24 protein-coding genes are annotated in these 23,097 nt (G+C 74.9%); 7 read left to right on the top strand and 17 right to left on the bottom strand.

Features of this window, described 5'->3' with window-relative positions:
- Positions 1-909: a SemiSWEET transporter gene (locus tag Ani05nite_RS21170; protein WP_203770658.1), complete on the bottom strand. Its 909-nt coding sequence runs from the start codon at positions 907-909 to the stop codon at positions 1-3.
- 899 nt (positions 910-1,808) lie between these two features.
- Here Ani05nite_RS21170 and fliQ point away from each other — a divergent pair.
- A complete protein-coding gene (gene fliQ / locus Ani05nite_RS21165; protein WP_203766748.1) occupies positions 1,809-2,078 on the top strand; it encodes a flagellar biosynthesis protein FliQ in 270 nt (89 codons plus the stop codon).
- Positions 2,079-2,135: 57 nt separating this feature from the next.
- Here fliQ and Ani05nite_RS21160 read toward each other — a convergent pair whose 3' ends face one another.
- Positions 2,136-2,804, bottom strand: a complete 669-nt coding sequence (locus Ani05nite_RS21160) for a B3/B4 domain-containing protein (RefSeq protein ID WP_203770656.1) — start codon at positions 2,802-2,804, stop codon at positions 2,136-2,138.
- Positions 2,801-3,769 carry an EamA family transporter gene (locus Ani05nite_RS21155; protein WP_203770654.1) on the bottom strand — a complete coding sequence of 323 codons (969 nt, stop codon included), beginning with the start codon at positions 3,767-3,769 and terminating at the stop codon, positions 2,801-2,803. The genes Ani05nite_RS21160 and Ani05nite_RS21155 overlap by 4 nt, the downstream gene beginning before the upstream one ends.
- A gap of 58 nt (positions 3,770-3,827) precedes the next feature.
- Between Ani05nite_RS21155 and pdxR the strand changes: the two genes are divergently transcribed.
- Both pdxR and Ani05nite_RS21145 read left to right on the top strand, forming a co-directional pair.
- Positions 3,828-5,234, top strand: a complete 1,407-nt coding sequence (gene pdxR / locus Ani05nite_RS21150) for a MocR-like pyridoxine biosynthesis transcription factor PdxR (protein WP_203770652.1) — start codon at positions 3,828-3,830, stop codon at positions 5,232-5,234.
- A 298-nt stretch (positions 5,235-5,532) separates the two neighbouring features.
- Complete coding sequence (locus Ani05nite_RS21145; protein WP_203770650.1) at positions 5,533-6,588, top strand: diguanylate cyclase domain-containing protein; 1,056 nt, start codon at positions 5,533-5,535, stop codon at positions 6,586-6,588.
- On the opposite strand, the gene Ani05nite_RS21140 is transcribed toward Ani05nite_RS21145, so the two are convergent.
- From Ani05nite_RS21140 to Ani05nite_RS21100, 9 genes are read right to left on the bottom strand one after another with little or no spacing between them, the layout of a single operon-like run.
- Positions 6,569-7,366 (bottom strand): IclR family transcriptional regulator domain-containing protein, encoded by a 798-nt coding sequence (locus Ani05nite_RS21140; protein WP_239130460.1) that lies wholly within the window; start codon positions 7,364-7,366, stop codon positions 6,569-6,571. The two genes, Ani05nite_RS21145 and Ani05nite_RS21140, sit on opposite strands and share 20 nt — an antisense overlap.
- A gap of 4 nt (positions 7,367-7,370) precedes the next feature.
- The gene (pcaC, locus tag Ani05nite_RS21135; protein ID WP_203770648.1) at positions 7,371-7,751 is read right to left on the bottom strand and encodes a 4-carboxymuconolactone decarboxylase; all 381 of its coding nucleotides are present in this window, start codon (positions 7,749-7,751) and stop codon (positions 7,371-7,373) included.
- Positions 7,744-8,511: a 3-oxoadipate enol-lactonase gene (gene pcaD, locus Ani05nite_RS21130; RefSeq protein ID WP_239130459.1), complete on the bottom strand. Its 768-nt coding sequence runs from the start codon at positions 8,509-8,511 to the stop codon at positions 7,744-7,746. The genes pcaC and pcaD overlap by 8 nt, the downstream gene beginning before the upstream one ends.
- A complete protein-coding gene (locus Ani05nite_RS21125) occupies positions 8,508-10,175 on the bottom strand; it encodes a lyase family protein (RefSeq protein WP_203770645.1) in 1,668 nt (555 codons plus the stop codon). The genes pcaD and Ani05nite_RS21125 overlap by 4 nt, the downstream gene beginning before the upstream one ends.
- The gene (pcaG, locus tag Ani05nite_RS21120) at positions 10,150-10,665 is read right to left on the bottom strand and encodes a protocatechuate 3,4-dioxygenase subunit alpha (RefSeq protein WP_203770643.1); all 516 of its coding nucleotides are present in this window, start codon (positions 10,663-10,665) and stop codon (positions 10,150-10,152) included. The genes Ani05nite_RS21125 and pcaG overlap by 26 nt, the downstream gene beginning before the upstream one ends.
- A complete protein-coding gene (pcaH, locus tag Ani05nite_RS21115) occupies positions 10,662-11,336 on the bottom strand; it encodes a protocatechuate 3,4-dioxygenase subunit beta (protein WP_203770641.1) in 675 nt (224 codons plus the stop codon). The genes pcaG and pcaH overlap by 4 nt, the downstream gene beginning before the upstream one ends.
- Positions 11,333-12,091 (bottom strand): CoA-transferase subunit beta, encoded by a 759-nt coding sequence (locus Ani05nite_RS21110; RefSeq protein ID WP_203770639.1) that lies wholly within the window; start codon positions 12,089-12,091, stop codon positions 11,333-11,335. Before Ani05nite_RS21110 ends, pcaH begins: the two co-directional genes overlap by 4 nt.
- Positions 12,088-12,891 (bottom strand): CoA transferase subunit A, encoded by an 804-nt coding sequence (locus tag Ani05nite_RS21105; RefSeq protein ID WP_203770637.1) that lies wholly within the window; start codon positions 12,889-12,891, stop codon positions 12,088-12,090. The genes Ani05nite_RS21110 and Ani05nite_RS21105 overlap by 4 nt, the downstream gene beginning before the upstream one ends.
- A complete protein-coding gene (locus tag Ani05nite_RS21100; protein WP_203770635.1) occupies positions 12,888-14,030 on the bottom strand; it encodes a 4-hydroxybenzoate 3-monooxygenase in 1,143 nt (380 codons plus the stop codon). The genes Ani05nite_RS21105 and Ani05nite_RS21100 overlap by 4 nt, the downstream gene beginning before the upstream one ends.
- A 113-nt stretch (positions 14,031-14,143) precedes the next feature.
- Here Ani05nite_RS21100 and Ani05nite_RS21095 point away from each other — a divergent pair, with 113 nt between their 5' ends.
- From Ani05nite_RS21095 to Ani05nite_RS21080, 4 genes are read left to right on the top strand one after another with little or no spacing between them, the layout of a single operon-like run.
- Positions 14,144-15,106 carry an ABC transporter substrate-binding protein gene (locus Ani05nite_RS21095; RefSeq protein WP_239130458.1) on the top strand — a complete coding sequence of 321 codons (963 nt, stop codon included), beginning with the start codon at positions 14,144-14,146 and terminating at the stop codon, positions 15,104-15,106.
- Positions 15,103-15,909 carry an ABC transporter permease gene (locus tag Ani05nite_RS21090; RefSeq protein ID WP_203770633.1) on the top strand — a complete coding sequence of 269 codons (807 nt, stop codon included), beginning with the start codon at positions 15,103-15,105 and terminating at the stop codon, positions 15,907-15,909. Before Ani05nite_RS21095 ends, Ani05nite_RS21090 begins: the two co-directional genes overlap by 4 nt.
- Entirely contained in the window at positions 15,906-16,682 is a 777-nt protein-coding gene (locus Ani05nite_RS21085) for an ABC transporter permease (RefSeq protein ID WP_203770631.1), read from the top strand. The genes Ani05nite_RS21090 and Ani05nite_RS21085 overlap by 4 nt, the downstream gene beginning before the upstream one ends.
- Positions 16,683-16,694: 12 nt before the next feature.
- Positions 16,695-17,492 carry an ABC transporter ATP-binding protein gene (locus Ani05nite_RS21080; RefSeq protein WP_203770629.1) on the top strand — a complete coding sequence of 266 codons (798 nt, stop codon included), beginning with the start codon at positions 16,695-16,697 and terminating at the stop codon, positions 17,490-17,492.
- On the opposite strand, the gene Ani05nite_RS21075 is transcribed toward Ani05nite_RS21080, so the two are convergent.
- The 5 genes from Ani05nite_RS21075 to Ani05nite_RS21055 form a co-directional block, all read right to left on the bottom strand.
- Positions 17,437-18,897: an aldehyde dehydrogenase family protein gene (locus tag Ani05nite_RS21075; RefSeq protein ID WP_203770627.1), complete on the bottom strand. Its 1,461-nt coding sequence runs from the start codon at positions 18,895-18,897 to the stop codon at positions 17,437-17,439. The genes Ani05nite_RS21080 and Ani05nite_RS21075 overlap by 56 nt on opposite strands.
- A 118-nt stretch (positions 18,898-19,015) precedes the next feature.
- Positions 19,016-19,873, bottom strand: a complete 858-nt coding sequence (locus Ani05nite_RS21070) for a carbohydrate ABC transporter permease (RefSeq protein ID WP_239130457.1) — start codon at positions 19,871-19,873, stop codon at positions 19,016-19,018.
- Complete coding sequence (locus Ani05nite_RS21065) at positions 19,870-20,796, bottom strand: carbohydrate ABC transporter permease (protein ID WP_203770625.1); 927 nt, start codon at positions 20,794-20,796, stop codon at positions 19,870-19,872. Before Ani05nite_RS21065 ends, Ani05nite_RS21070 begins: the two co-directional genes overlap by 4 nt.
- Positions 20,797-20,804: 8 nt before the next feature.
- A complete protein-coding gene (locus Ani05nite_RS21060; protein WP_203770623.1) occupies positions 20,805-22,115 on the bottom strand; it encodes an ABC transporter substrate-binding protein in 1,311 nt (436 codons plus the stop codon).
- 29 nt (positions 22,116-22,144) lie between these two features.
- Positions 22,145-23,097: alpha-L-rhamnosidase-related protein (locus tag Ani05nite_RS21055; protein WP_275410591.1), on the bottom strand; the 953-nt coding region annotated here is incomplete at its 5' end.

Raw genomic sequence — 23,097 nt, 5'->3', positions numbered from 1 at the left:
TCAGGCGGGGGCGAGCACCCGCGCCAGGACCACGGTCGCGGGCGGGGCCGCCCGGGGCACGCGGGCCACCCCACGGGCCGGGCGGGCCGGGGCGGACCGGACCCGCGCCGGGCCGGCCACCGGCCGGGCCGCGGTCGGCGCCGGCCGCACGATGCGCGCCGAGGCCGAGGCGACGCCGCGAACGGGCAGCAGGCCACCGGCGCCGGCCGGGCGGACGACCCGGGCCGGGCTGTGCGCCACCCGGACCGCCGGGGCGACGGTACGGCCGGCGGCCGCGGCCCGGTCGCGCCGGTCGGCGACGAGCCGCCAGCAGACGATCAGCGCACTGCTCAGGCCCACCAGCGCGGACGACCAGACGGCGAGCTGGCCGGTCGCCAGCCCGTACGAGCACCAGCAGGCGCACGCGGCGGCGGCCAGCCACCAGCGCAGCGGGGACAGCCCGGCCAGGTCCTGCCGCCGGTCCCGCAGCAGCGACAGCGGCTGGGGGATCGCGCCGAGGACGGCGGCGCACGCCAGCACCGCCCCGAGGAACGCCGCCGACCGGGCGCCGCCGACGCCGGCCAGCCACCCGGCGACCGCGCTGGCCGCCGCCGCCGACACCACGATGGCCGCACCGGCCGCGCTCATCGCCAGGTTGCGGCCGGTACGCAGCTCACCCTGCTTCACGAGCACCGTCACCAGCACCGCCAGCCCGGCCACACCCGTCACGGTGTTGGTCACCACCTGCACCAGCTCCCCGGTCAGCAGGCCGTAGGTGATCCAGCCGACCGGCATCGCCACGCCCTGCCAGCAGGCCGTCGCGGAGAGCCCCTTCGTGCGGCCGCGGGCGACCGATCGCCAGACCTGGGGCCAGGGGAGAACGATGGACAGGGCGGCGCCGAACCAGCCGAGCAGAGCAGTGGAGTGCATGATCCATATCCGGTCGTGGGGAAGGGAGACGGCCGGAGCGTTCCGGCCTCCTGCCCCATCGGGCCTCCGGGGGACCGGCTGACAAGATCCATCCGTGAGAGGTGACACGGCGGGAAACCACCGTTTCGCAACCAGATCGCCGGGGGAGCGAGCGACTGTGGGGCCGCCTGCCGCTCCTTCGACCCCGGCGTGGGCGCAGCGGGGGAGCGGCCCCGACCGGGAAGCAGCACGGCTCCCGGCCCGCCAGCCGATCCGGGCCACGGCCTTTCGCCGCGAGCCCGCCCGATCGTTGCGGTCACGCCCTTCCGCCGCGGATCCCCGTCCCGGGCCCGTCCGCCCGGCCCGCCCGCCCGACCAGCCCGGGCCTGCCCGCCCGACCAGCACGGGCTACACGCGTGTCACGCTCTTTCGGCCGTGGACCGTCGCCGCCCAGGGCCGCCGCCCGTCCCGGCCTGCCCGAACTTCCCCGGCCACGCCCGACCATCCCGGACCTCACCCCGGCCATGCCGTCGGGCCCCGGACCTTCGCACCTCGGGCCGCCGGTCCTCCGGCGCCTGCCCGAGCAGCCGCAGACCACACCCTTCCCGCCCGCACCCTCGCCCCGGGCCCGCTCGGCCGCCCTCAGGCAGCGTCGGACCGTGCCGGGCGGCCTGCTTCCGCGCCGCGGGCCTCGCCCCCGGGCCCGCTCGGCCGCCCTCAGGCGGCGCCCGACCGCGACGGGCGACCTTCTTCCGCCCGCGATCCCCTCGCCCCGACCCCATCATCCTAGGACGCTCTAGAGGGTGTGTGCGGGGTCGCGGAAGGGCGGACTTGAGGATTCGCCGGGCCCGAACCGAACGGCAACCCGGGCGCCCCCGATCTGCGCTCCCCGGCTCGGGCGGTGTCCCGATGGGGTTGGCATGACGGACACGCAGATTGTTGAGCTGGGGCTGCAGGCCATGACGATCGCGGCGAAGATGTGTGCGCCGGTGTTGTTGACGGCGTTGCTGATCGGGTTCGCGATCTCGTTGTTCCAGTCGGTGACCCAGATCCAGGAGGCGACGTTGTCGTTCGTGCCCAAGGCGGTGGGGGTGGGTGCGGCGATTCTGTTCTCGGGGAACTGGATGTTGCATGAGATGGTGACGTTCACGACGCAGCTGTTCGAGAGGATCCCGACGCTGGTCGCCTGAGCGCGAAGCTGACGAGAAAGGGCCGCCCACCGGGCGGCCCTTCGTCGTGTGTGGACCCTATGGGGTGAACCGGGGCGCGTCCCGGGTCAGCACGGAGGCCCGCGCCGGCGCCAGCGCCTCCGCCAGCGCCGCCACGACCGCCTCGACGCCGGAGCCGTGGTGGGCCTCCGCGACGATCAGCGCCGCCCCGGTCCGCGCGCTCACCGCGGACAGCCCGCTCTGCCGGTGGGCCCAGCGCCGGGCGTGGGCGTTGCCGCCGGTGTCGGCGAACGTCACCTCGCCGGGCGCCGGGTGTTCCCGGTCGCCGCCGAAGGTCAGGTGGACCTCGTCGCCGGTGGCGTACCGGACCTCCAGGTCGCCGTCGATCCGCGCGAGGTCGAGGGCCGCGACCGGTACGGCGAAGGCGGCGGACACCGCGTTGCACACGTCGACCAGCGGGTGCACCCGGGGCAGGTCGCCGTCGCGCCGCAGCCGGCGCAGCAGGGACTCGCTGGCGCAGCGGTACTGCGTCGCGCGCAGGCCCATGGCGGTGAAGGCCCGCCGCCAGGCCTGGATCGCCGGGAACTGTCCCTCGGGGCCGGCGGCGAGGCGTTCCCGCGCGGTCGTCAGGTGCCGGGCGACGATCGCGGCGGCCTCGCCGGGGGCGGGCGGTTGCGGTACGAGCAGGGCGCCGGCGGCCAGGCCCGGGAAGTCCCGCCAGATGTCGTCGTGGTGACGGAACATCATGCGATCACCCGGCCACCGGCGACGGCGGCGAGCACGGGACCGGGCGGCGCGGCGTCGGCCGGGCGGGCGGCCGGCGGGCCGGGGTCGGGTGTCGGGCCGGGGTCGGGTGGCGAGGTGCGCAGGCCGACGGCCAGGCCCAGCGCCACCACGGCGATGCCCACCCAGACCAGCGGACGCGGCGCGGGACCGCCCAGCGCCACCCCGGCCAGCGCCGCGGCGATCGGCGCGATGCCGGTGAGCAGCCCCGCCCGCCCGGCGCCGATCCGGGACACGCAGGCGTACCAGAGCACGAACGCCACCGCCGTCACCGCCACCGCCAGGTACGCCCCGGCGAGCAGGTCCGGCCCGGTGAGCCGCAGCGCCGCCGCCGGTCCCTCGTGCAGCACGCCCAGCACCGCCAGCATCGCCGCGGCCAGCCAGGTCGTGTGCACCGACACCCCGACCGGACCGTGCCGGCCCAGCACCGGCACCGCGAGCAGGGTGAACGCCGCCTCGCAGCCGAACGCCACGGCCGCCCAGGCCAGCCCGGCGCCGTCGGCGCGGCCGACGCCCTGCACCAGCCCGGCCCCGGCCGTCACGACCACGGCGCCCGCCAGCACCGACGGCGCCGGGCCGCGGCCCTCCAGCAGCGGGCCGATGGCCGCCAGCAGCACCGGCACGCAGGCGACCGCGACACCCAGCACCGCCGGCTCGGCGTGCCGGGCGCCCTGCACGAGCGCCAGGTTGAAGAGCACCAGCCCGGTGGCCGCGATCCCGGTCAGCCAGAGCCACTCGGCGCCGCGGGGGCGCACCGGCCGGTACCGGGTCAGCGCGGCCAAGCCGAGCAGGAGCAGGCAGGCCAGGGCGTAGCGCAGGCTCTGGACGGTGAACAGCGGGGCGCCGGCGATCTCGGCCGAGACGGCGACGCTGCCGCCGACGCAGGTCATGGCCGCGGACCCGGCGGCGAGGGGCAGGAGACGGGACATGCCGACCATGCTCGTCGCGGGTATGGTCCACCAGAAGGACCAATTGCGGGCTTGAGGAGTGGACCAAATCGACTTCCTGGAGCTGCACCGCGGCGCCGCCCCCGCCCGCGGCGTGACCGCCTGGCTGGTCGACGCGTTGCGCGCCGCCATCGCCGACGGCCGGCTCGGCGCCGGGGCCCGGCTGCCCGCGACCCGGGTGCTGGCCGGCGATCTCGGGCTGTCCCGGGGCGTGGTGGTCGAGGCGTACCAGCGGCTCACCGACGAGGGGCTGCTCAGCGGCCGTACCGGGGCGGGCACCGTGGTCTCCGGGCCGGCGACCACACCCGCCCCGTCCGCCCGGCCCCGCGACGAGCCCGCGATGCGGCTGCCGTTGCCGCCCGCGCCCGGCGTCGATCTCGACCTCTCACCCGGCGTACCGGATCTGTCGGCCTTTCCCCGCGCGGCCTGGTTGCGCGCCGAGCGGGCCGTGCTCGCGGCCGCGACCAACGCCGACCTGGGGTACGGCGACCCGCGCGGCAACCCGCGGCTGCGCACCGAGCTGGCCGGCTGGCTGGCCCGGACCCGCGGGGTGCACGCCGGCCCCGACGACCTCATCGTGGTCGGCGGCGTCGCCCAGGCGCTGGCCCTGCTCTCGCAGACGGTACGCGCACGGGGGGTCACCGAGGTCGCGGTCGAGGACCCGGGGTCCCGCGGCACCCGCGACGAGCTGACCCACTGGGGTCTGCGTCCGGTCAGCGTCCCGGTCGACCGGGAGGGCCTGCGGGTCGACCTGCTGGCCGCCACCGGCCTCGAGACCGTGCTGCTGACCCCCGCCCACCAGTTCCCGACCGGGGTGGTGCTGAGCCCGGCCCGTCGCCGGGCCCTGCTCGCGGGGCCCGGCCTGATCATCGAGGACGACTACGACGCCGAGCACCGCTACGACCGCGCCCCGGTGGCCGCGCTGCAGGCGTCGGCGCCCGACCGGGTCGCGTACGCCGGCAGCGTCTCCAAGTCCCTGGCGCCCGGGATGCGCCTGGGCTGGCTGCTCGCCCCGCGCGACCGGCACGCCGAGCTGGTGGCCGCCAAGCACGCCAGCGACCTGGGCAACCCGGCCCTGCCGCAGCTGGTCTTCGCCCGGCTGCTGGCCACCGGCGACTACGAACGCCACCTGCGCACGGTGCGCCGGCGTCAGGTCCGCCGGCGCGACGCGCTGCTGCAGGGCCTGCGCGAGCACGTGCCGCAGGCCCGGGTGGAAGGCGTCGCCGCCGGGCTGCACCTGCTGATCACCCTGCCCGGGGCCGGCGACGACACCGAGCTGGCGCGCCGGCTGGAGCGGGCCGGCGTCCGCGCCCACCCGCTCTCCTGGCACCGGCAGCTCGACGGGCCGCCCGGCCTGGTGCTCGGTTACGCGGCGGTGGCGCCGGACCGGCTGCTCGAGGCGGCGCGGCGGATGGGCCAGGTGCTGGGCGCTCGGGGCGCCCGGTGACGGGTACGGCTGCCGAACGAGCGGTCCCGTGCCGCGCGACCAGCTCGAACGTCGGCCGGAGGGGGAAGCGGGCGGTCCACGGGCCGTCGCCCGGCCGCGCCGGCCGCGCGGAAATCGCCGTCGGCGAGCCGCGGGCCCCTTGAGGTCCGGGTGCCGGATAGCGTGGACGGCCTGCGCCCCGTGCGGCCGCGAGGCCGGACAGCTCAGCTTGCGGGCGCGGCCACCGATGAACGGGGTCCACGAACCGTAGGCGGATGCACTACGGTCGGTTGATCACGGTGTGGCGAAGGGAGCGCGGGTGACGGCCTCCGATCCGCAGCTGCAGGCCCTGCGGGCCCTGCACGCGGTGACCAAGCGTGTCCACGCCAGCCTCGACCTCACCCAGACCCTCGACGCGGTGGTCACCGGGGTCGTCGAGGCGTCCGGCTTCGGCCTGGCCGCCGTCAACCTGGTCGAGGACAACGGCGACTACAGCACCGTGGCCGTGGCCGGCAACGACGAGGTGCGCCGCGAGCTGCTGGGCACCCGCGGCGCCGCGGAGAACTGGCAGGAGCTCTTCGACCGGGCGGAGCGCTGGGGCTCGCTCTACTTCGTCGACCACCGCAAGGGCGTGCCGGAGTCGCTCTACGTCTGGGTGCCCGACATCGAGCCGTCCGACGACCCGGAGATGTGGCACCCGCTGGACAGCCTCTTCGCGCCGCTGATGGCCCCGTCGGGGGACTGGGTGGGTGTGCTCAGCGTCGACCTGCCCGCCGACGGCCGCCGCCCGGACATCCACCAGCAGGAGATCCTGGCCCTGTTCGCCGAGCACGCCGCCATCGCCATCCAGCACGCCCGGCTGCACTCCCAGCTCGAGCGCAGCCAGGCCGAGGCGGAGTACGCGGCCACCCACGACAGCCTCACCGGCCTGGCCAACCGCGCCCTGCTCAAGCGCCGCGTCGAGGCCCTGCCCGGAGCGGGCGCGCCGGACGTCGGGGTGCTGGTGGTCGACCTGGACGGCTTCAAGAAGGTCAACGACGACGCCGGGCACGAGGCCGGCGACGAGGTGCTGCGCATCGTCGCCCAGCGGCTCCAGCACCACCTGCGCCCCGACGACGTGCTCGCCCGCACCGGCGGCGACGAGTTCGTCGCGGTGCTGACCGGCGACGACCTCTCCCGGGCGCTGCCCGAGACGGCCCAGCGGCTGCGCGAGGCGATCCGCGAGCCGATCTACGGCACGACCGGGGTGTACCGCATCGGGGCGAGCGTGGGCTACGCGCTCGGCACGGCCGGCGAGGACTTCGCCCGGCTGGCCGCCGCCGCCGACGCGGCCATGTACCGCGAGAAGCGGCGGGCTAACGCACCGGTGTGGTGACCCGCAGGTCGGCGGTGATCCGCTCGGCGGCGGTCAGCAGCGGCGGCAGCAGCTCGGCCCGCATCACCGCCACCGAGGTACGGCTGGCGTGCACCGAGACGTTGACCGCGGCGGCGACGTTGCCGGACCGGTCGAACACGGGAGCGGCCATCGACCGCAGCCCCTCCTCGAGCTCCTGGTCGACGATGGCGTAGCCCTGCTCCCGGACGCGCCGCAGCTCGTCGCGCAGCTCGCCGGCCGTGGCGACCGTCCGCGCCGTCAGCCGCTCCAGGCGGACCCGGGCCAGGTACGCCTGCCGCTGCTCGTCCGGCAGGTAGGCGATCTGCACCCGGCCCATCGACGTCGCGTACGCCGGGAACCGGGTGCCCACGTTGATCGCGACGGCCATGATCCGCCGGGTCGGCACCCGGGCCACGTAGACGATGTCGTCGCCGTCCAGCACCGAGATCGACGACGACTCGTGCACCTCGGCCGAGAGCTGCTCCAGGTGCGGCTCGGCCACCTCGGGCAGCGACAGGCTGGACAGGAACGCGTACCCGAGCTCGAGCACCCGCGGCGTCAGCGAGAACAGCCGCCCGTCGGTGCGGACGTAGCCCAGGTCGGTGAGGGTGAGCAGGAAGCGGCGGGCGGCGGCGCGGGTGAGCTCGCAGATCCGGGCCACCTCGCTGAGGGTCAGCTCCCGGTGGTGGGCGTCGAAGGCGCGGATCACCGCGAGCCCGCGCTCCAGGGACTGCACGAAGTGCGGCTCGCGGGCCTGGTCGCCGATCGGTCGCACCACGGCGTCACGCCCCGGCGCCGTCGTCGGCCAGCACGGCCTCGGCGATCTTGAAGGCGGCGTTGGCGGCGGGCACGCCGGCGTACACGGCGGTGTGCAGCAGGACCTCGGCGATCTCGTCGGGGCTCAGCCCGTTGCGGCGGGCCGCGCGGACGTGCATCGCCAGCTCGTCGTGGCACTGCAGCGCGGTCAGCAGGGCCAGCGTGACGCAGGAGCGGGTCCGCCGGTCCAGCCCGTCGCGGGTCCACACCTGCCCCCAGGCGGTGCGGGTGATGAACTCCTGGAACGGCGCGGTGAAGCCGGTGGTGGCCGCGACCGCCCGGTCCACGTGCGCGTCGCCGAGCACCGCCCGCCGTACGGCCATGCCCCGGTCGTAGTCCTCAGCCATCGAGCGCCTCCAGGATGAGTCGGTTCGCGGTCCCGGCCCGCTCGTAGCTGGCCAGGTGGGCCGCCGGGCTGACGACCTCGAGCCGGGCGCCGGGGACGCCGGCGGCGATGAGGGCGCCGTGGGCGGGCGGGGTGGCCGGGTCCTCGGCCCCGGCCACCACCAGCGTGGGTGCGCGGATGCCGGGCAGGTCGGGGCGCAGGTCCATCTCCTCGATGGCGGCGCAGGCGCCCGCGTACCCGGCCGCCGGGGTGGCCGCGACCATGTCCCGCAGCCGGCGCACCTCGCCCGGGTGGGCCGCGGCGTAGCCGGGCGTGACCCAGCGGTCCACGACGGCGTCGGCGATCGCGCCGGTGCCCTCGGCGCGCACCGTGGCGGCCCGCTCGGCCCAGGCCGAGGCCGGCCCGAGCAGCGCGGACGTGCAGACCAGGACCAGCCGGTCGACCCGCGCCGCGGCGTGCGCGGCGAGCCACATGGCGGTCATGCCGCCCAGCGACAGCCCGCAGACGTGGGCCCGCGCGACCCCGAGCCGGTCCAGCAGCGCGAGCGCGTCGCGGCCGAGGTCGGCCAGGGCATACCGGCCCGGGGGTACGGGGGAACGACCGTGACCGCGCGCGTCGTAGCGGATCACCCGGAACCGCGGGGTCAGCGCCGGCAGCTGCGGCTCCCACATGCTCAGGTCCGCGCCCAGGGAGTTGATCATCAGCAGGACGGGGGCGTCCGGCGGCCCGTCCACCCGGTGGTGCACCGCCACCGCGCTCACCGCCGCGCCGCCTCGAGGGCCCGGTCGATCAGGGCGTCGCCGCTGCCCACGTACGTCTCGGGGGCCAGCAGCCCGGCCAGCCGGTCCGGGCCCAGGTGGGCGAGCAGAACCGGATCGGCGCCCAGCTCGCCGCGCGCGACCGCCGCCCGCACCACGGCGTGCGCCTCGGCGCCCAGGGCCGGGCGCAGCGCCCCGGCCACCCGCTCGGCGAGCAGCGCGCCGCGGGTGAGCTCGAGGTTGGCGCGCATCCGGCCGGCGTCGACCCACAGCCCGGCCAGCGCCCGGCGCAGCTGGTGGGCGGCCGAGCCGGTCGCGACGAGCAGGGCGCGCAGCGGCTGCCACTCGGCGTGCCAGGCGCCGGCCGCCCGCTGGTGCTCGTGCGCCATGGCGGCGAGCAGGGTGGCGACCAGCCCGGGGGCCTGGGCGGCCGCGGCGGCGGCGCTGACCGCGGCGACCGGGTTGTGCTTGTGCGGCAGCGTCGAGGAGCCGCCGCCGGTGCCGCCCTCGGCGAGCTCGCCCACCTCGGTCTGGGCGAACAGAACCAGGTCCCGGGCCACCTTGCCCACGGCCCCGGCGGCGGCGCCGAGCGCGCCGGCCAGGTCGGCGATCCGGGTCCGCTCGGTGTGCCAGGGCAGGTCCGGCTCGGCCAGCCCGACCTCGGCGCTGAACGCGGCCAGCATGCGAAGGCCGGGGTCGGCCAGGGACGCCGAAGCGGCGGACCCGGGCGGTGGGCCCGCCCCTTCGGCGCTTGGCGTCCCAGCGCCTGCCGTCCCAGCGCCTGCCGTCCCGGCGCCTGCCGTCCCAGCGCCTGATGGGTCGGCTCCTGCCGGGTCGGCTCCTGCCGGGCCTGAGTTCGGTGGGCCTGAGTTCGGTGGGCCTGCGTCCGGCGAGCCGGCGTCCGGTGGGCCGGCCGGGATGCCGGTGGCGGCGTAGGCGGCGAGCGTGCCGGCGGCCCCGCCGAGCTGGGCGGCGAGGCGGTGCTCGCGCACCTCCGCCAGTCGGCGCCGGGCGCTGTCCAGCCCGCTCAGCCAGTTCGCCGCGACCAGCCCGAACGTGGTGGGCAGCGCCTGCTGGAGCAGCGTGCGCCCGGCCAGGACCGTGCCCCGGTGCCGGTCGGCGAGCCCGGCCGCCAGGTCCGCCGCGGCGCTCAGGTCGGCCAGCAGCGGCGCGAGCGCCCGCCGGGTGACCAGCATGGCGGCGGTGTCCATGATGTCCTGGCTGGTGGCGCCCCGGTGCACCAGCGGCGCGACCGGGGCCGGCAGGGCCGCGCGCAACCGCTCGAGGAGCGGCACCACCGGGTTGCCCGTGCCGGCGGCCTCGGCGCCCAGCTCACCGGGGTCCACCGCCAGCTCCGCGCAGGCCGCGGCGACCGTTGCGGCATCCGCGGCGGTGGCGGTCCCGCACCGGGCGGCCGCCCGGGCCAGCGCGGCCTCGGCGTCGAGCATCGCCCGCACCCACGCCGCATCCCCGACGGCCGCCCGCACGTCCCCGGCCCCGAGCACCCCGTCGAACAACCCGCCGCCCCGGCCCGGCGAGCCGGCCTCGGGGGAGGCCGGGCCGGGAGAAGCCGGGCCAGGAGAGGGCGGCCAGCCGGCGTTGTCGGCCCCCGGAGAAGCCGGGCCCGGCGCGCCGGCGTCCTCAGAGGGCGAAGAAGACGGTCTCATCAGGCCCCTGCAGGATGATGTCGAAGCGGTAGCCGTCCGCCGACTGCTCCGCGATCAGCGTGCCGCGCCGCTCACCCGGGACCCGGGCGAGGACCGGGTCCGCCGCGTTCGCCGCCGCCTCGTCGGCGAAGTACACGCGGGTGACCACCCGGTGCAGCAGCCCGCGGGCGAACACCGACACGGCCAGGTGCGGCGCCTGGTCCGCCACCACGCCCGGCTTGACCGTGCGGATGGCGTACCGGCCGTCGTCGCCGGTCGGGCAGCGGCCGAGGCCGCGGAAGCCGGGGGTGTGGAACCGGCCGTCCGGGTCCGCCTGCCAGGTCTCCACCAGGGCATCCTTGACCACGGCGCCGTCGCCGTCGCGGATCTCGCCGCGCAACCACACCGCCCCGGGCGTGTCGGCCGCGACCACGGCCGGGCCCTCGGCCCAGCTCAGCCCGATCGACAGGTACGGCCCGACGGTCTGCGACGGGGTGCCGGGCGCGGTCACCGGGTCTCCATCGGCGTGGCGGCCGCCCCGGTCAGCACGATGTCGAAGCGGAAGCCCAGCGCCCACGACTCGACGGTCGCGGACAGGTCGAAGCCGGCGACCAGGCGGTCGCGGGCGAACTCCGGCACCGAGTGGTAGATCGGGTCGTAGGCGAACAGCGGGTCGTCGGGGAAGTACATCTGGGTCACCAGCCGCTGGGTGAACGCCCGGCCGAACAGCGAGAAGTGGATGTGCGCGGGCCGCCACGCGTTCGGGTGGTTGCCCCACGGGTACGCCCCCGGCTTGACCGTCACGAAGCGGTAGTGGCCCTGCGCGTCGGTCATGGTCCGGCCCACCCCGGCGAAGTGCGGGTCGAGCGGGGCGTCGTGGCCGTCCCACTTGTGCCGGTAGCGGCCCGCCGCGTTGGCCTGCCACACCTCCAGCAGGGTGTCCGGCACGGGCCGGCCGTCGGCGTCGCGGACCTGGCCGTGCACCACGATCCGCTGGCCCTGCGCCTCGCCGCCGCCGTCGCGGGTCAGGTCGGCGTCCGCGGCGGCGACCGGGCCCTCGCCCAGCACCGGCCCGGTCAGCTCGGTGAGGGTGTGCGGCAGCAGGATCGGCGCCTGCCGCGGCGCGCGCAGGACCGTCGACTTGTAGCCCGGCGACAGCAGTGGCGGATGGGGAGAGGTCATGGGTGCTCCTTCGCTCCGGTCAGCGCCCGCAGCGCGGTCAGTTCCGGCTCGCTGGGGGCCTCGGTGGTGGTCACCGTGTCGGCGACGCGCAGTTTCCAGCCGGTGGCCGCGACGGCCTGCTCGGCGGTGACCCCGGGGTGCAGCCGGGTCAGGGTCAGCTCCCGGTCGTCCGGATCAGGCTCCAGCACGCCCAGGTCGGTGATGACCAGCACCGGACCCCGCCCGCGCAGGCCCAGCCGGGCCCGGTCGCCGGGTCCGTCGCCGTGGCCCACCGAGGTCACGAAGTCCACCCGGTCGACGAACGTGCGGGTGCTCTGCCGCACGATCACGATGACCTCGCCGCAGGACGCCGCGATCTCCGGGGCGCCGCCCGCGCCGGGCAGCCGTACCCGCGGGTCGGCGTAGTCCGGGCCGATCACCGTGGTGTTGATGTTGCCGTGCCGGTCGATCTGGGCCGCGCCCAGGAAGCCCACGCCGATCCGGCCGGGCTGCAGCCAGTAGTTGAACATCTCGGGCACGCCGACCACCGCGTCGGCGGTGGCGGCCAGCACCCCGTCGCCGATGGACAGCGGCAGCCGGTCCGGCTTGGCGCCGATCGTGCCGGACTCGTAGACCAGCACCAGGTCCGGGGCGTGGGTGCGGCGGGCCAGGTTGGCCGCGGTGCTGGGCAGGCCGATGCCGACGAAGCAGCGGGTGTCGCCGCGCAGGGCCCGGGCCGCCGCGACGGTCATCATCTCGTCCGCGGTCCAGCTCATGCGGTCACCCCCGCGAGCCACTCGGTGAACGCGCCGCGGTCCCGGCTGATCGCGTCCCAGGCCTGGTAGTAGTCGTTGTCGCGGTCGCTGTACCCCATCGCGTACGAGGGATGCGCGCCGCCGGGCACGTGCGCGACCCGGGTGACCGCCCAGCCGGGCAGCACCACCGCGCCGGGCACCGGGGTCAGCTCGTCCACCACCTCCTCGACGGTGACCAGGGAGCGGGCCGAGGCGAGCACGACCTCCTTGTGCACCCCGGTGATGCCCCAGAACTGCACGTTGCCGGCCCGGTCGGCGCGCTGGGCGTGCACGATGCCGACGTCGGGGTTCAGCGCCGGCACGGCGGTCAGCGTCTCGCCGGTGAACGGGCAGGTGATCGGGGCGATGGTGGCCGTGTGCGCGGGCAGGTCGGTGCCGAGGTAGCCGCGCAGGACGGCGAACGGCAGCCCGGACGCGCCGGCCACGTACCGGTTGGCCATCCCCGCGTGGCTGTGCTCCTCGATCTCCAGCGGCGCCGGCCAGGCGTGCTGGACGGCGTCGCGGAAGCGGTGCAGCGAGCCCACGCCCGGGTTGCCGGCCCAGGAGAAGACCAGCTTGGCCGCGCAGCCGGCCCCGATGAGCTGGTCGTAGACGATGTCCGGGGTCATCCGCACCAGGGTCAGCCCGCGCCGGCCCTGCCGGATGATCTCGTGGCCGGCGGCGACCGGGATCAGGTGGGTGAAGCCCTCCAGCGCCACGGTGTCGCCGTCGTGCACCAGCTCGGCGACCGCGTCGGCGAGCGGGACGATCCGGCCGCTCACCGGGGCAGCCCGACGTAGTTCTCGGCGAGCGTGGTCGCCGCGGCGGTGGAGCGGGTCACGTACTCCAGCTCGGCGAGCTGCACCCGGTGGCCGAACTCGTCGTCGCCGTCGTGGCGGTGCAGCATGGTGGTCATCCAGTTGGAGAAGCGTTGCACCTGCCAGACCCGTCTCAGGCAGGTCGCCGAGTAGCTGTCCAGCAGCTCGTCGGTGTGGTCGCGGTAGTGCGCGGCCAGCGCCTCGGCCAGCACCCGGACGTCGGCGACGGCCAGGTTCATGCCCTTGGCGCCGGTCGGGGGGACGATGTGCGCCGCGTCGCCGGCCAGGAACAGCTTGTCGTGGCGCATCGGCTCGACGGCGAAGCTACGCATCGCGGTGACGCCGCGTTCCAGGATCTCTCCCTCCTGCAGCGGCAGGTCGAGCCGGGTGCGCAGCTCGTCCCAGATCCGCGCGTCGGGCCAGTCGGCCAGCTCGGTGCCGGGCGGCACCTGCAGGTAGAGCCGGGTGATGTCCGGGGTCCGCATGCTGTGCAGGGCGAAGCCGCGCTCGTGGTAGGCGTAGACCAGCTCCTCGGCGGCCGCGGGGGAGCGGGCCAGGATGCCGAGCCAGGCGTACGGGTGCACCCGCTCGGCCGTCCGCAGCGCGCCGTCCGGCAGCGCCATCCGGGCCACGCCGTGCGAGCCGTCGCAGCCGGCCACGAAGTCGCACTCCAGGCGGTGCCGGACGCCGTTCTGCCGGTACTCCAGCACGGTGCCGTCGACGCCGGTGACCTCGGCCTCGAAGTGCAGCGGCAGGTCGTCGGCGAGCCGGGCGGCGATGAGGTCCTTGACCACCTCCTGCTGGCCGTACACGGTGATGGTCTTCCCGGTCAGCGCGGCCAGGTCGATGCGGTGCCCGGCGCCGCCGAAGCGCAGCTCGATGCCGCGGTGCTCCATGCCCTCGCGGCGCATCCGTTGCCCGACCCCCAGCTCGTCGAGCAGCTGGGCGGTGCCGTGCTCGAGCACCCCCGCACGGACCCTGCTCTCCACATAGGATCGCGAGCGGCGTTCGAGCACCACCGCGTCGATCCCGGCGCGGTGCAGCAACCGGGCCAGGACGAGCCCGGCCGGCCCGGCCCCGACGATGCCGACCTGTGTGCGCATGCCCGGCCTCCGTATCGATGTTGGTCGTTGACGTGAGCGGGACCACACCCTACGTTCTCTATGAGAACTTACGTGCGGAGAGCGCACAACACCAGATTCCAGGAGGTTCGGTAATGCGCCGGTTCATCACGGGGATGACCGTGCTCGCCCTCGTCGGAGCCGGGGCCGGGTGCGGGTCGTCCGAAGACACCGGGGCCGCCCCGGCCGGCGGGGTCGACCAGGTCAAGGTCGGGGTCATCCCCATCGTCGACGTCGCGCCCATCTACCTGGGCCAGAAACAGGGATTCTTCGGCAACCGCAAGATCGAGCTGACCATGGAGAGCGGCCAGGGCGGCGCGGCGATCGTGCCCGGCGTGGTCAGCGGCCAGTTCCAGTTCGGCTTCAGCAACATCACCTCCCTGCTCCTCGCCCAGACCAAGAACGTGCCGGTCAAGATGGTGAGCAACGGCGTCGCCTCGACCGGCGAGGCCGGCAAGGACTTCGGCGGCGTCGTCGTCCGGAAGGACAGCCCGATCACCAAGGCCGCCGACCTGGCCGGCAAGAAGATCGCGGTGAACACGCTGAAGAACATCGGCGACACCACCGTGCGGGAGTCGGTCCGCAAGGCGGGTGGCGACCCGTCCACGATCAGCTTCGTCGAGATGCCGTTCCCGAACATGCCGGCCGCCGTCGAGGCCGGCCAGGTCGACGCCGCCTGGGTGGTCGAGCCGTCGCTGTCGGCCGTGACCGCCGCCGGCGGCCGGGTGGTCGCCTGGAACTACGTCGACGCGGCGCCGAACCTCACCGTGGCCGCCTACTTCGCCTCCACCAAGCTCATCGCGGACAAGCCCGACCTGGTCAAGCGGTTCACCGAGGCGATGAACGAGTCGTTGGCCTACGCCTCGGCGCACCCCGAGGAGGTCCGGGAGATCCTCGGCTCGTACACCAAGATCGATCCCAAGGTGCGCGCGAGCCTGACCCTGCCGAAGTGGCCGGTCGAGATCAACAAGCCGTCGGTCGAGACGCTGAGCAAGCTCGGCGCGCAGGACGGCATCTTCGGCGGCGCCACCCCCGACCTGGACAAGATCCTGCCATGACCGCGGCCGGCGCCGGGGTGGCGCGCGTCCGGCCGGCGGGCCGGGCCCTGCTCGGCCTGTCCGGCCTGGCCGGGCTGCTCGTGCTGGTCGAGCTGCTGCCCCGCGCCGGGATCGTGTCCGACCGCTCCCTGCCGCCGACCAGCCGGATCCTGGCCGCCCTGGCCGACGAGGCGGCCACCGCCGCGTTCTGGGTGGCCGTCGGCGACACCCTGACGGCCTGGGCGATCGGCCTGGCCGTCGCGGTGGCGGCCGGGGTGGCCGTGGGCGTGCTGATCGGCGCGGTGCCGGTGCTGCGCGCGGTCACCGCCTCGACGGTCGAGTTCCTCCGCCCGATCCCGTCGGTCGCGCTGATCCCCCTCGCCGTGCTGCTGTACGGCTCGGACCTCGGCTCGACCCTGCTGCTGGTGGTCTACGCGGCCTTCTGGCAGGTGCTCGTCCAGGTGCTGTACGGCGTGGCCGACGTCGACCCGGTGGCCGAGGAGACCGCCCGCAGCTTCCGGTTCACCGCCGCGGCCCGGATCCGGTACGTGCTCTGGCCCACGGCCCTGCCGTACGTGTTCACCGGCGTGCGCCTCGCCGCCTCGGTGGCCCTGGTGCTGGCCGTCACCGCCGAACTGGTGATCGGCGCCCCCGGCCTCGGCGCGGTCATCGCGGTCGCGCAGACCTCCGGCGCCATCCCCACCATGTACGCCCTCATCGTGGTCACCGGCCTGATCGGCGTGGCCATCAACCTGGCCGCCCGCCGCGCCGAGCGCCACTTCCTGGCCTGGCACCAGTCGGTGCGCGGGGAGGTCGCGGCATGACCGGCGTGCTCCGGAGACTGCTGCTGATCGTGGGGCTGCCCGCGGCGCTGATCGTGACCTGGTACGCCGCCAGCGCGAACAGCGAGAACTTCTACGCGCCCCCGCTGCGGCAGATCCTGGCCGCCTTCGCCGACACCTGGACCCCCGAGCGGCTGCGCGCCGACGTGCTGCCCAGCCTGGCCCGCCTCGGCGCGGGCTACCTGCTGGCCGGGCTGATCGGCATCGCGGCGGGCGTGGCGATCGGCGCGAGCCCGCGGCTGCGCGCGGCGGCCGAGCCGGTGCTGGAGTTCTTCCGGGCGGTGCCGCCGCCGGTGCTGGTCCCGGTCATCATGCTGTTCGCCGGCATCGGCAACGGCATGAAGGTCATCGTCATCGTCTCCGGCTGCGTGTGGCCGGTGCTGCTCAACACCGTCGAGGGCGTGCGGTCCACCGACAGCGTGCTGTCCGACACCACCCGCGCGTACGGCATCACCGGCGTGGCCCGGCTGCGCCACCTGCTGCTGCCGGCGGCGTCCCCGCGGATCGTGGCCGGGCTGCGGCAGGCCCTGTCCATCGCGATCATCCTCATGGTGATCAGCGAGATGTTCGCCGCCAGCAACGGCCTGGGCTTCACCATCGTGCAGTTCCAGCGCAGCTTCGCCATCCCGGAGATGTGGAGCGGCATCATCCTGCTCGGGCTGCTGGGCTTCGGGCTGTCCGAGCTGTTCCGGCTGGCCGAGCACTTCGCGCTGGCCTGGTACCACGGTCTGCGCGACGCCCAGCGGCGTTCCTAGGGAGGCACGACGATGCTCGAGGTCAAGGGCCTGCGCAAGGTCTACCGGTCCGGCCGCCGCGAGGTGGAGGCGCTGCGCGACCTCACCTTCACCGTGGCCGAGGGCGAGCTGGTCTGCCTGGTCGGGCCGTCCGGCTGCGGCAAGACCACGCTGCTGCGCTGCATCGCGGGTCTGCTCGAACCGACCTCCGGCGAGGTCACCGTGGGCGACAAGAGCGGCCTCGCGATCGTCTTCCAGGAGTACGGCCGCAGCCTGTTCCCGTGGCTGACGGTCCGCGACAACGTCGACCTCCCGCTGCGGCAGAAGAAGGTCGCCAGGGCACGCCGCCGGGAGCTGGTCGCCGAGGCGCTGACCGCGGTCGGGCTGGACGGCACGGAGTCCGCGTACCCGTGGCAGCTGTCCGGGGGCATGCAGCAGCGGGTGGCGATCGCCCGGGCCGTGGCGTACGAGCCGTCGATCCTGCTCATGGACGAGCCGTTCGCCGCGGTCGACGCGCAGACCCGGGCCGACCTGGAGGATCTGGTCCGGTCGCTGTGGCAGCGGCTCGGTGTGACGATCCTGTTCGTCACGCACGACATCGACGAGGCCGTCTACCTCGGCCAGCGGGTGCTGATGCTCTCGGCGTCCCCGACGGTCGTGCAGGACGAGCTGGCCGTCGACCTGCCGGCCGAGCGCGACCAGCTGCACACCCGGGCCGACCCGCGCTTCGCCGCCCTGCGTACCCGCGTCTACGCCCAGATCCAGGCGGCGAAGGCTAGAACGGGTACTGCTTCGGGCGCTGCTGGAGAGTTATCCAGCGCAGATCGGTGAACGCCTCGGCCCCGGCCCGGCCGCCGAACCGGCCGTAGCCCGAGTCGCCGACGCCGCCGAACGGGGCGGTCGGGTCGTCGTCCACGGACTGGTCGTTGACGTGGGCGATGCCGGTGCGCAGCCGCCGCGCGACGGCGAAGCCGCGGTTCACGTCGCGGGTCAGCACCCCGGCGGTGAGCCCGTACGGGCTGTCGTTGGCCACCGCGATGGCCTGCTCCTCGTCGGCCACGGAGAGCACGGTCGCCACCGGGCCGAAGATCTCCTCGGTGTGGACGGCCATGTCCGGCGTCACGCCGGCCAGGACCGTGGCCGGGTAGTGCGCGCCGTCCGGCGGGCCGCCGCCGGTGAGCACCCGGGCGCCGCCGGCCACCGCCCGGTCGACCAGGCCGGCCACCCGCTCGGCCGCGCGCGCGTTGATCAGCGGCCCGATCACGGTGTGCGGGTCGGTGGGGTCGCCGGCGGGCAGGCCCTTGGCCTTCTCGGCGAGCCGGGCGGAGAACTCGTCGGCCAGCGTCCGGTGCACGATCACCCGGTCCGCGGACATGCAGATCTGCCCGGAGTTCAGGTACGCGCCGAAGGCCACCGCGTTCACCGCGTACTCCAGGTCGGCGTCGTCGAGCACCAGCACCGAGTTCTTCCCGCCCAGCTCGAGCACCGCCGGGGTGAGGTGGCGGGCGGCCAGCTCGCCGATGCGCCGGCCGACGCCGGTGGAGCCGGTGAAGTTGACCCGGCGCACCCGGCGGTCGCCGATCAGCGTCTCGGCCACCACGGCCGCGTCGGCCCGGTCGTTGGTGAGCACGTTGAGCGCGCCGGGTGGCAGCCCGGCCGCGCGCAGCACGTCGGCCAGGAACAGCGCGCAGGCCAGCGGCGCGTCCTCGCTGGCCTTGACCACCACGGTGTTGCCGACGGCCAGCGGCGCGGCGACGGCCCGCGCGCCGAGGATCAGCGGGGCGTTCCACGGCGCGAACGCGGCGACCACCCCGGCCGGCTGGCGGATGGCCAGCGACAGCGCGGTGGGGTCGGCGCCGGCCAGCACCTCGCCGACCGGCAGTGTGGTCAGGGCGCCGGCCTCGCGGAACATGTTCGCGGCCAGCCCGACGTTGAACAGCGACCAGCCGAGCGTGCCGCCGGTCTCCCGGGCCATCAGCGCGGCGGCCTCGGTGGCGCGCTCCTCCAGCAGGTCGCCGGCCCGGGTGAGGATCCGCCGGCGCTCGGTGGGCGCGGTGGTCGACCAGCCGGCGAAGGCGGCGTCGGCCGCGTCGACGGCCCGGGTGACGTCGGCCGGCGAGGCCGCCGCGACGGTGGCCACGACGTCGCCGGTGTGCGGGTTGAGGTCCTCGGTGGTGCGCCCGTCCGCGGCGGCCACCTCCTCGCCGCCGATGAGCAGGCTTCGGTTCTCGGTCACGGGGCCACCTCCCGGGGTGTGTTCGGCATGCGAACAGCTGTTCGGACCGAACCGTGGGGGAAACGTTAATCCGGCCGGTGGTGGTGGTCAACCGGGGGCGCCGCCGCGAGCGGCCCGGTCAGCCCTTGACCGCCCCCGCCGTCATGCCGGCCACGATCTGGCGGTTGAACGCCAGGAACATGATCAGCGGCGGGATCGTGATCAGCAGGATGTCCATGAACAGCAGGTTGTACTGGGTGCTGAACTGGCTGTTGAAGTTGTAGAGGGTCAGCTGCACGGTCGCGTTCTGCTCGCCCGGCAGGAAGTACAGCGGGTTGACGAAGTCGTTGTAGACGAACACCGACTGCACCAGCACCACCGTGACGATGACCGGGCGCAGCAGGGGCAGAATGACCCGGAAGAACAGCCGGGCCGGGCCGGCGCCGTCGAGGACCGCGGCCTCGTCCAGCTCCCGCGGGATGGTGGCGATGAACGCCCGGAACAGCAGCACGCAGAAGGCCAGCCCGAAGGCCACCTCGACCAGGATCAGCCCGGGCATCCTGCGGAACAGGCCGAGCCGTTGCAGCACCCAGATGGTCGGCACCACCGCCGGCGGGATGATCAGCCCGGCCAGCACCAGGAAGTCGACCAGGCCGTTCCACCGGCCGCGCCGGCGCTGCAGCACGTAGGCGACCATGGCCGCGAGTACGGTCATGAGGGTCACGCTGGCCACCGTCAGGACGGTGCTGTTGATGTAGGCGATGATCAGCAGGTAGTCGCGGGCCCGGATCACCTCGACGAAGTTCTGCACCAGCCGGAACCGGTGTGGCCAGGAGAAGTCCAGGTCGGCCGCCTGCCGGCGGTCCTTCACCGCGGTCAGCGCGACGAAGACGAACGGCACCACGAACACGACCAGCGACGCCAGGAACGCGACCGCGCTGAGCAGGTAGTTCGGCCGCGGCTTGCGGCGTGGTCCGGGGGCGGGGACGGCACTCACAGGTCGACCTCCTTGCGGTTGAGCAGCCGCGACAGCGGGACCACGATCGCCGTCACGACCAGGAACAGCACGACGTTGCCCGCGGTGGACAGGCCGTAGAAGCCGGCCTGGTACTGCTTGTAGATCACCGAGGCGATGACGTCGGAGGTGAAGCCCGGCCCGCCGCGGGTCATCGCCCAGATCAGGTCGAACGACCGCAGGCCGCCGATCAGCGACAACAGGATCACCGTGACCGTGGCCGGGCGGGACAGCGGCAGGACGATCCGCCGGAAGGTGTCCCAGGCGCCCGCCCCGTCGACCTTCGCGGCCTCGAAGTACTCGCGCGGGATGCTCACGATGCCGGCGATGAAGATGACCGTGGCCAGCCCGACGCCCTTCCAGACGTCGACCAGGGCGACCGACAGCAGCGCGTACCGGGGGTCGGTGAGCCAGGCCGGCCCGTCGATGCCGGTCACCGCGAGCGCGTCGTTGATCAGGCCCTGGTCCGGGTTCATCAGCACGGTGAAGGTCAGGCCGACGCCGATGGTGCTGACCAGCACCGGGAAGAACACCACCGAGCGCAGGTAGCCGCGCCCGACGATCCGCGAGGTGAGCAGCAGCGCCAGCAGCATCCCGAGCACGACCTTGGCGCCCGAGGTGACCACGGCGTACACCAGAGTGTGGGTCAGGCCGGAGACCAGCGCCGGCTCCCGGAAGAACGTGACGTAGTTGTCCAGGCCGATGAACTGCGCGTCGAAGATCGTCCAGCGGGTCAGGCTGAAGTAGAACGCGGTCAGGGTCGGGACGATGAACAGCAGGCCGTAGATCACGGCCGCGGGCAGGTAGAACCAGTACGGGTACGGGCTGCGCGCCCCGACCCCCGGCGCCGGGGCGCCCGTGGCGCGGCGTCCGGCCGGCGTCCGGCGCATCGTTGTCGTGGCCATCGCGGGTCCTACCAGCCCTCGAGCCCGAGCTGCTGGGCCTGCTTGCGCACGTCCTGGTCGTAGAGCGCCGCCCCGTCGGCCGCCGGGCGGATGCCGGAGCCCACCTCGACGGTGATCTGCTCCAGGGCCGGGCCCTTGATCGGCGAGAGGAACTCCAGCGCCAGGCTGGAGCCGCCCGGGCGGTCCAGGTACTGCTGGGTGTCCTTGGCCACCTGGGTGACGTCGGCCGGCAGCCGGCAGCCCTTGACCGCGTACGGGCCGACCGGCGTGCTGGCCGTGCCGGTCGAGGCGCACCCGGCCGGGCTGGCGATGAAGGCGAGGAACTTCCTGGCCGCGTCGAGCTTCGCGCCCGCGGTGGAGGTGGGGATGTAGACGCCGGCCGGGGACCAGACCGTCAGGCCGTTGCGGGCCGCGTCGTCGCTCGGGATGGCGAACAGGCCGATGTCCCCGGCCTGCTGCGGGTAGTTGGCCACGATGGTGCTGACCGCCGAGGACAGCATCGGGTAGTGCGCGCCCTCGCCGCGGGCCAGCTTCTTCAGCCCGTCGTCGAACTTGGCCGACGCGAAGTCCTTGTTGAGGTAGCCGGCGTCGTGCACCTCCTGCAGGTGCCGGAAGCCCTTCAGGGCGGCCGGCGAGGTGGCGTACCTGGCCTGGTTCCTCGTGTAGCGGGCGGGGAAGTCGGGCTCGGCCGCCGTGACGTTGTGGAAGTCGCCCAGCACGAACAGCTGGGAGGTCCAGGTGTCCTGGTAGGTCTGGATCACCGGGGCGATGCCGGCCGCCTTGATCCGGGCGTTGTTGGCCATGAACGCGGCCCAGGTCTTCGGCACCTGGAGGCCGAGCCTGGCGTAGACCGCCTTGTTGTACATGATCGCGCCGGCGATGAACCCGCCCCACGGCGCGCCGTAGGTCCGGCCGCCGGTCGACACGGTGGTCCTGAAGTTGTCGTCCAGGTGGCCCACCCACGGCTGGTCGTCGAGCGACACCAGGTTCTTCTGCGGGGCGAGGGCCTGGAACAGCGACCCGGAGTTGTACTGGAACACGTCGGTCATGTCGCCGGTGGACAGCCGCGTCTTGATCAGGTTGTCGCCCTCGGCGCCCTGCGGCCGGGTCTCGACCTTGACGGTGATGTCCGGGTTGGCGGCGGTGAAGTCCCGGGCGAGCTGCTCGCCGATCCGCGCGGCGTCCTCGGAGTTGTCCACCAGGAACGACAGGGCGACCTTGCCGCCGCCCTCGTCGTCGCTGGAGCCGAGGCTGCCGGCGCTGCAGGCGGACAGGGCCAGCCCGGTGACGGCGAGCAGGATCAGCGGTCGGAATCTCATCGGGGTGCCTCCGGGGGAGTGGGTGCGGGCTACGGGAAGGACAGGCCGGCGAGCCGCGCCTGCAGCTCGGCGGCGCCGGGGACGAAGCCGCCGGCGGTGAGGGCGTCGGCGAGGCCGGTCGCCGGGGCGTCGAGGTACGGCCGCAGCCGCTGCGCCACCTGCGCCTCGTCGCCGGCCCCGGCCGCCGCGGCCGCCGCGACGACCTGGTCCCAGGCCGGCGGGTGGTCCATGACCTCGCGGATGGTGGGCTCGGCGGCCAGCGCCGGGCCGTGGGCGTACGGGTCGGGCACGGTCCACTCGTGGGTGCCGTGACGCACCTCGACCCCCGCCGCCGCCCCGGGCACGTGCACCTCGGCCTCCGCCCCGACCGGCACGGTGACGGTGAGCCGCAGCCGGCCGTCCGCCCGCCGCCACGAGACGGCGGCCTCGCCGTACGGCGTGAGGTGCCGGGCCGACGCGGAGGTCAGCGCGGCACCGGGGACCGGCCGGACCAGCAGCCGCCGGTAGCCCGGCGCGGCCGCGGCCAGCCCGGCGACCCGCCGGTGCAGCCAGTCGGCCACCGCGCCCAGCGCGTAGTGGTTGAACGAGGTCATCTCGCCGGGGTTGATGCTGCCGTCGGGCAGCATGCTGTCCCAGCGCTCCCAGACCGTGGTCGCGCCCATCGTCACCGCGTAGAGCCAGGACGGGCAGCCGGTCTGCAGCAGCAGCCGGTACGCCAGCTCGGGCTCGCCCGCGTCGGTCAGCGCGTCGGTCATCAGCGGCGTGCCGACGAAGCCGGTGCTGATCCGGAAGCCGGCCGTCCGGACCAGGTCGGCCAGCCGCCGGCCGGCGTGGAGCCGCTGCGCCTCGGCCGGCAGCAGGGACCACTGCAACGCCAGGGCGTACGTGGTCGCCGCGTCCCCGAGCACCCGGCCGGAGCTGGTCACGTACTCGCGGGCGAACGCCGCGCGCACCTGGGCCGCCAGCCGGTCGTACCGGCGGG

Origin of the sequence: Actinoplanes nipponensis (assembly GCF_016862275.1) — a bacterium.
Classification (GTDB): domain Bacteria; phylum Actinomycetota; class Actinomycetes; order Mycobacteriales; family Micromonosporaceae; genus Actinoplanes; species Actinoplanes nipponensis.
The sequence above is the reverse complement of the archived record's forward strand: the minus strand, read 5'-3'. Positions and strand labels throughout refer to the sequence as shown.

Bases quoted from the DNA above. Each gene is read 5' to 3' on its own strand.
- Ani05nite_RS21170 (WP_203770658.1), bottom strand. From the start codon at position 909: ATGCACTCCACTGCTCTGCTCGGCTGGTTCGGCGCCGCCCTGTCCATC.
- fliQ (WP_203766748.1), top strand. From the start codon at position 1,809: ATGACGGACACGCAGATTGTTGAGCTGGGGCTGCAGGCCATGACGATC.
- Ani05nite_RS21160 (WP_203770656.1), bottom strand. From the start codon at position 2,804: ATGATGTTCCGTCACCACGACGACATCTGGCGGGACTTCCCGGGCCTG.
- Ani05nite_RS21155 (WP_203770654.1), bottom strand. From the start codon at position 3,769: ATGTCCCGTCTCCTGCCCCTCGCCGCCGGGTCCGCGGCCATGACCTGC.
- pcaC (WP_203770648.1), bottom strand. From the start codon at position 7,751: ATGGCTGAGGACTACGACCGGGGCATGGCCGTACGGCGGGCGGTGCTC.
- Ani05nite_RS21125 (WP_203770645.1), bottom strand. From the start codon at position 10,175: ATGAGACCGTCTTCTTCGCCCTCTGAGGACGCCGGCGCGCCGGGCCCG.
- pcaH (WP_203770641.1), bottom strand. From the start codon at position 11,336: ATGACCTCTCCCCATCCGCCACTGCTGTCGCCGGGCTACAAGTCGACG.
- Ani05nite_RS21110 (WP_203770639.1), bottom strand. From the start codon at position 12,091: ATGAGCTGGACCGCGGACGAGATGATGACCGTCGCGGCGGCCCGGGCC.
- Ani05nite_RS21100 (WP_203770635.1), bottom strand. From the start codon at position 14,030: ATGCGCACACAGGTCGGCATCGTCGGGGCCGGGCCGGCCGGGCTCGTC.
- Ani05nite_RS21095 (WP_239130458.1), top strand. From the start codon at position 14,144: ATGCGCCGGTTCATCACGGGGATGACCGTGCTCGCCCTCGTCGGAGCC.
- Ani05nite_RS21090 (WP_203770633.1), top strand. From the start codon at position 15,103: ATGACCGCGGCCGGCGCCGGGGTGGCGCGCGTCCGGCCGGCGGGCCGG.
- Ani05nite_RS21085 (WP_203770631.1), top strand. From the start codon at position 15,906: ATGACCGGCGTGCTCCGGAGACTGCTGCTGATCGTGGGGCTGCCCGCG.
- Ani05nite_RS21080 (WP_203770629.1), top strand. From the start codon at position 16,695: ATGCTCGAGGTCAAGGGCCTGCGCAAGGTCTACCGGTCCGGCCGCCGC.
- Ani05nite_RS21065 (WP_203770625.1), bottom strand. From the start codon at position 20,796: ATGGCCACGACAACGATGCGCCGGACGCCGGCCGGACGCCGCGCCACG.
- Ani05nite_RS21060 (WP_203770623.1), bottom strand. From the start codon at position 22,115: ATGAGATTCCGACCGCTGATCCTGCTCGCCGTCACCGGGCTGGCCCTG.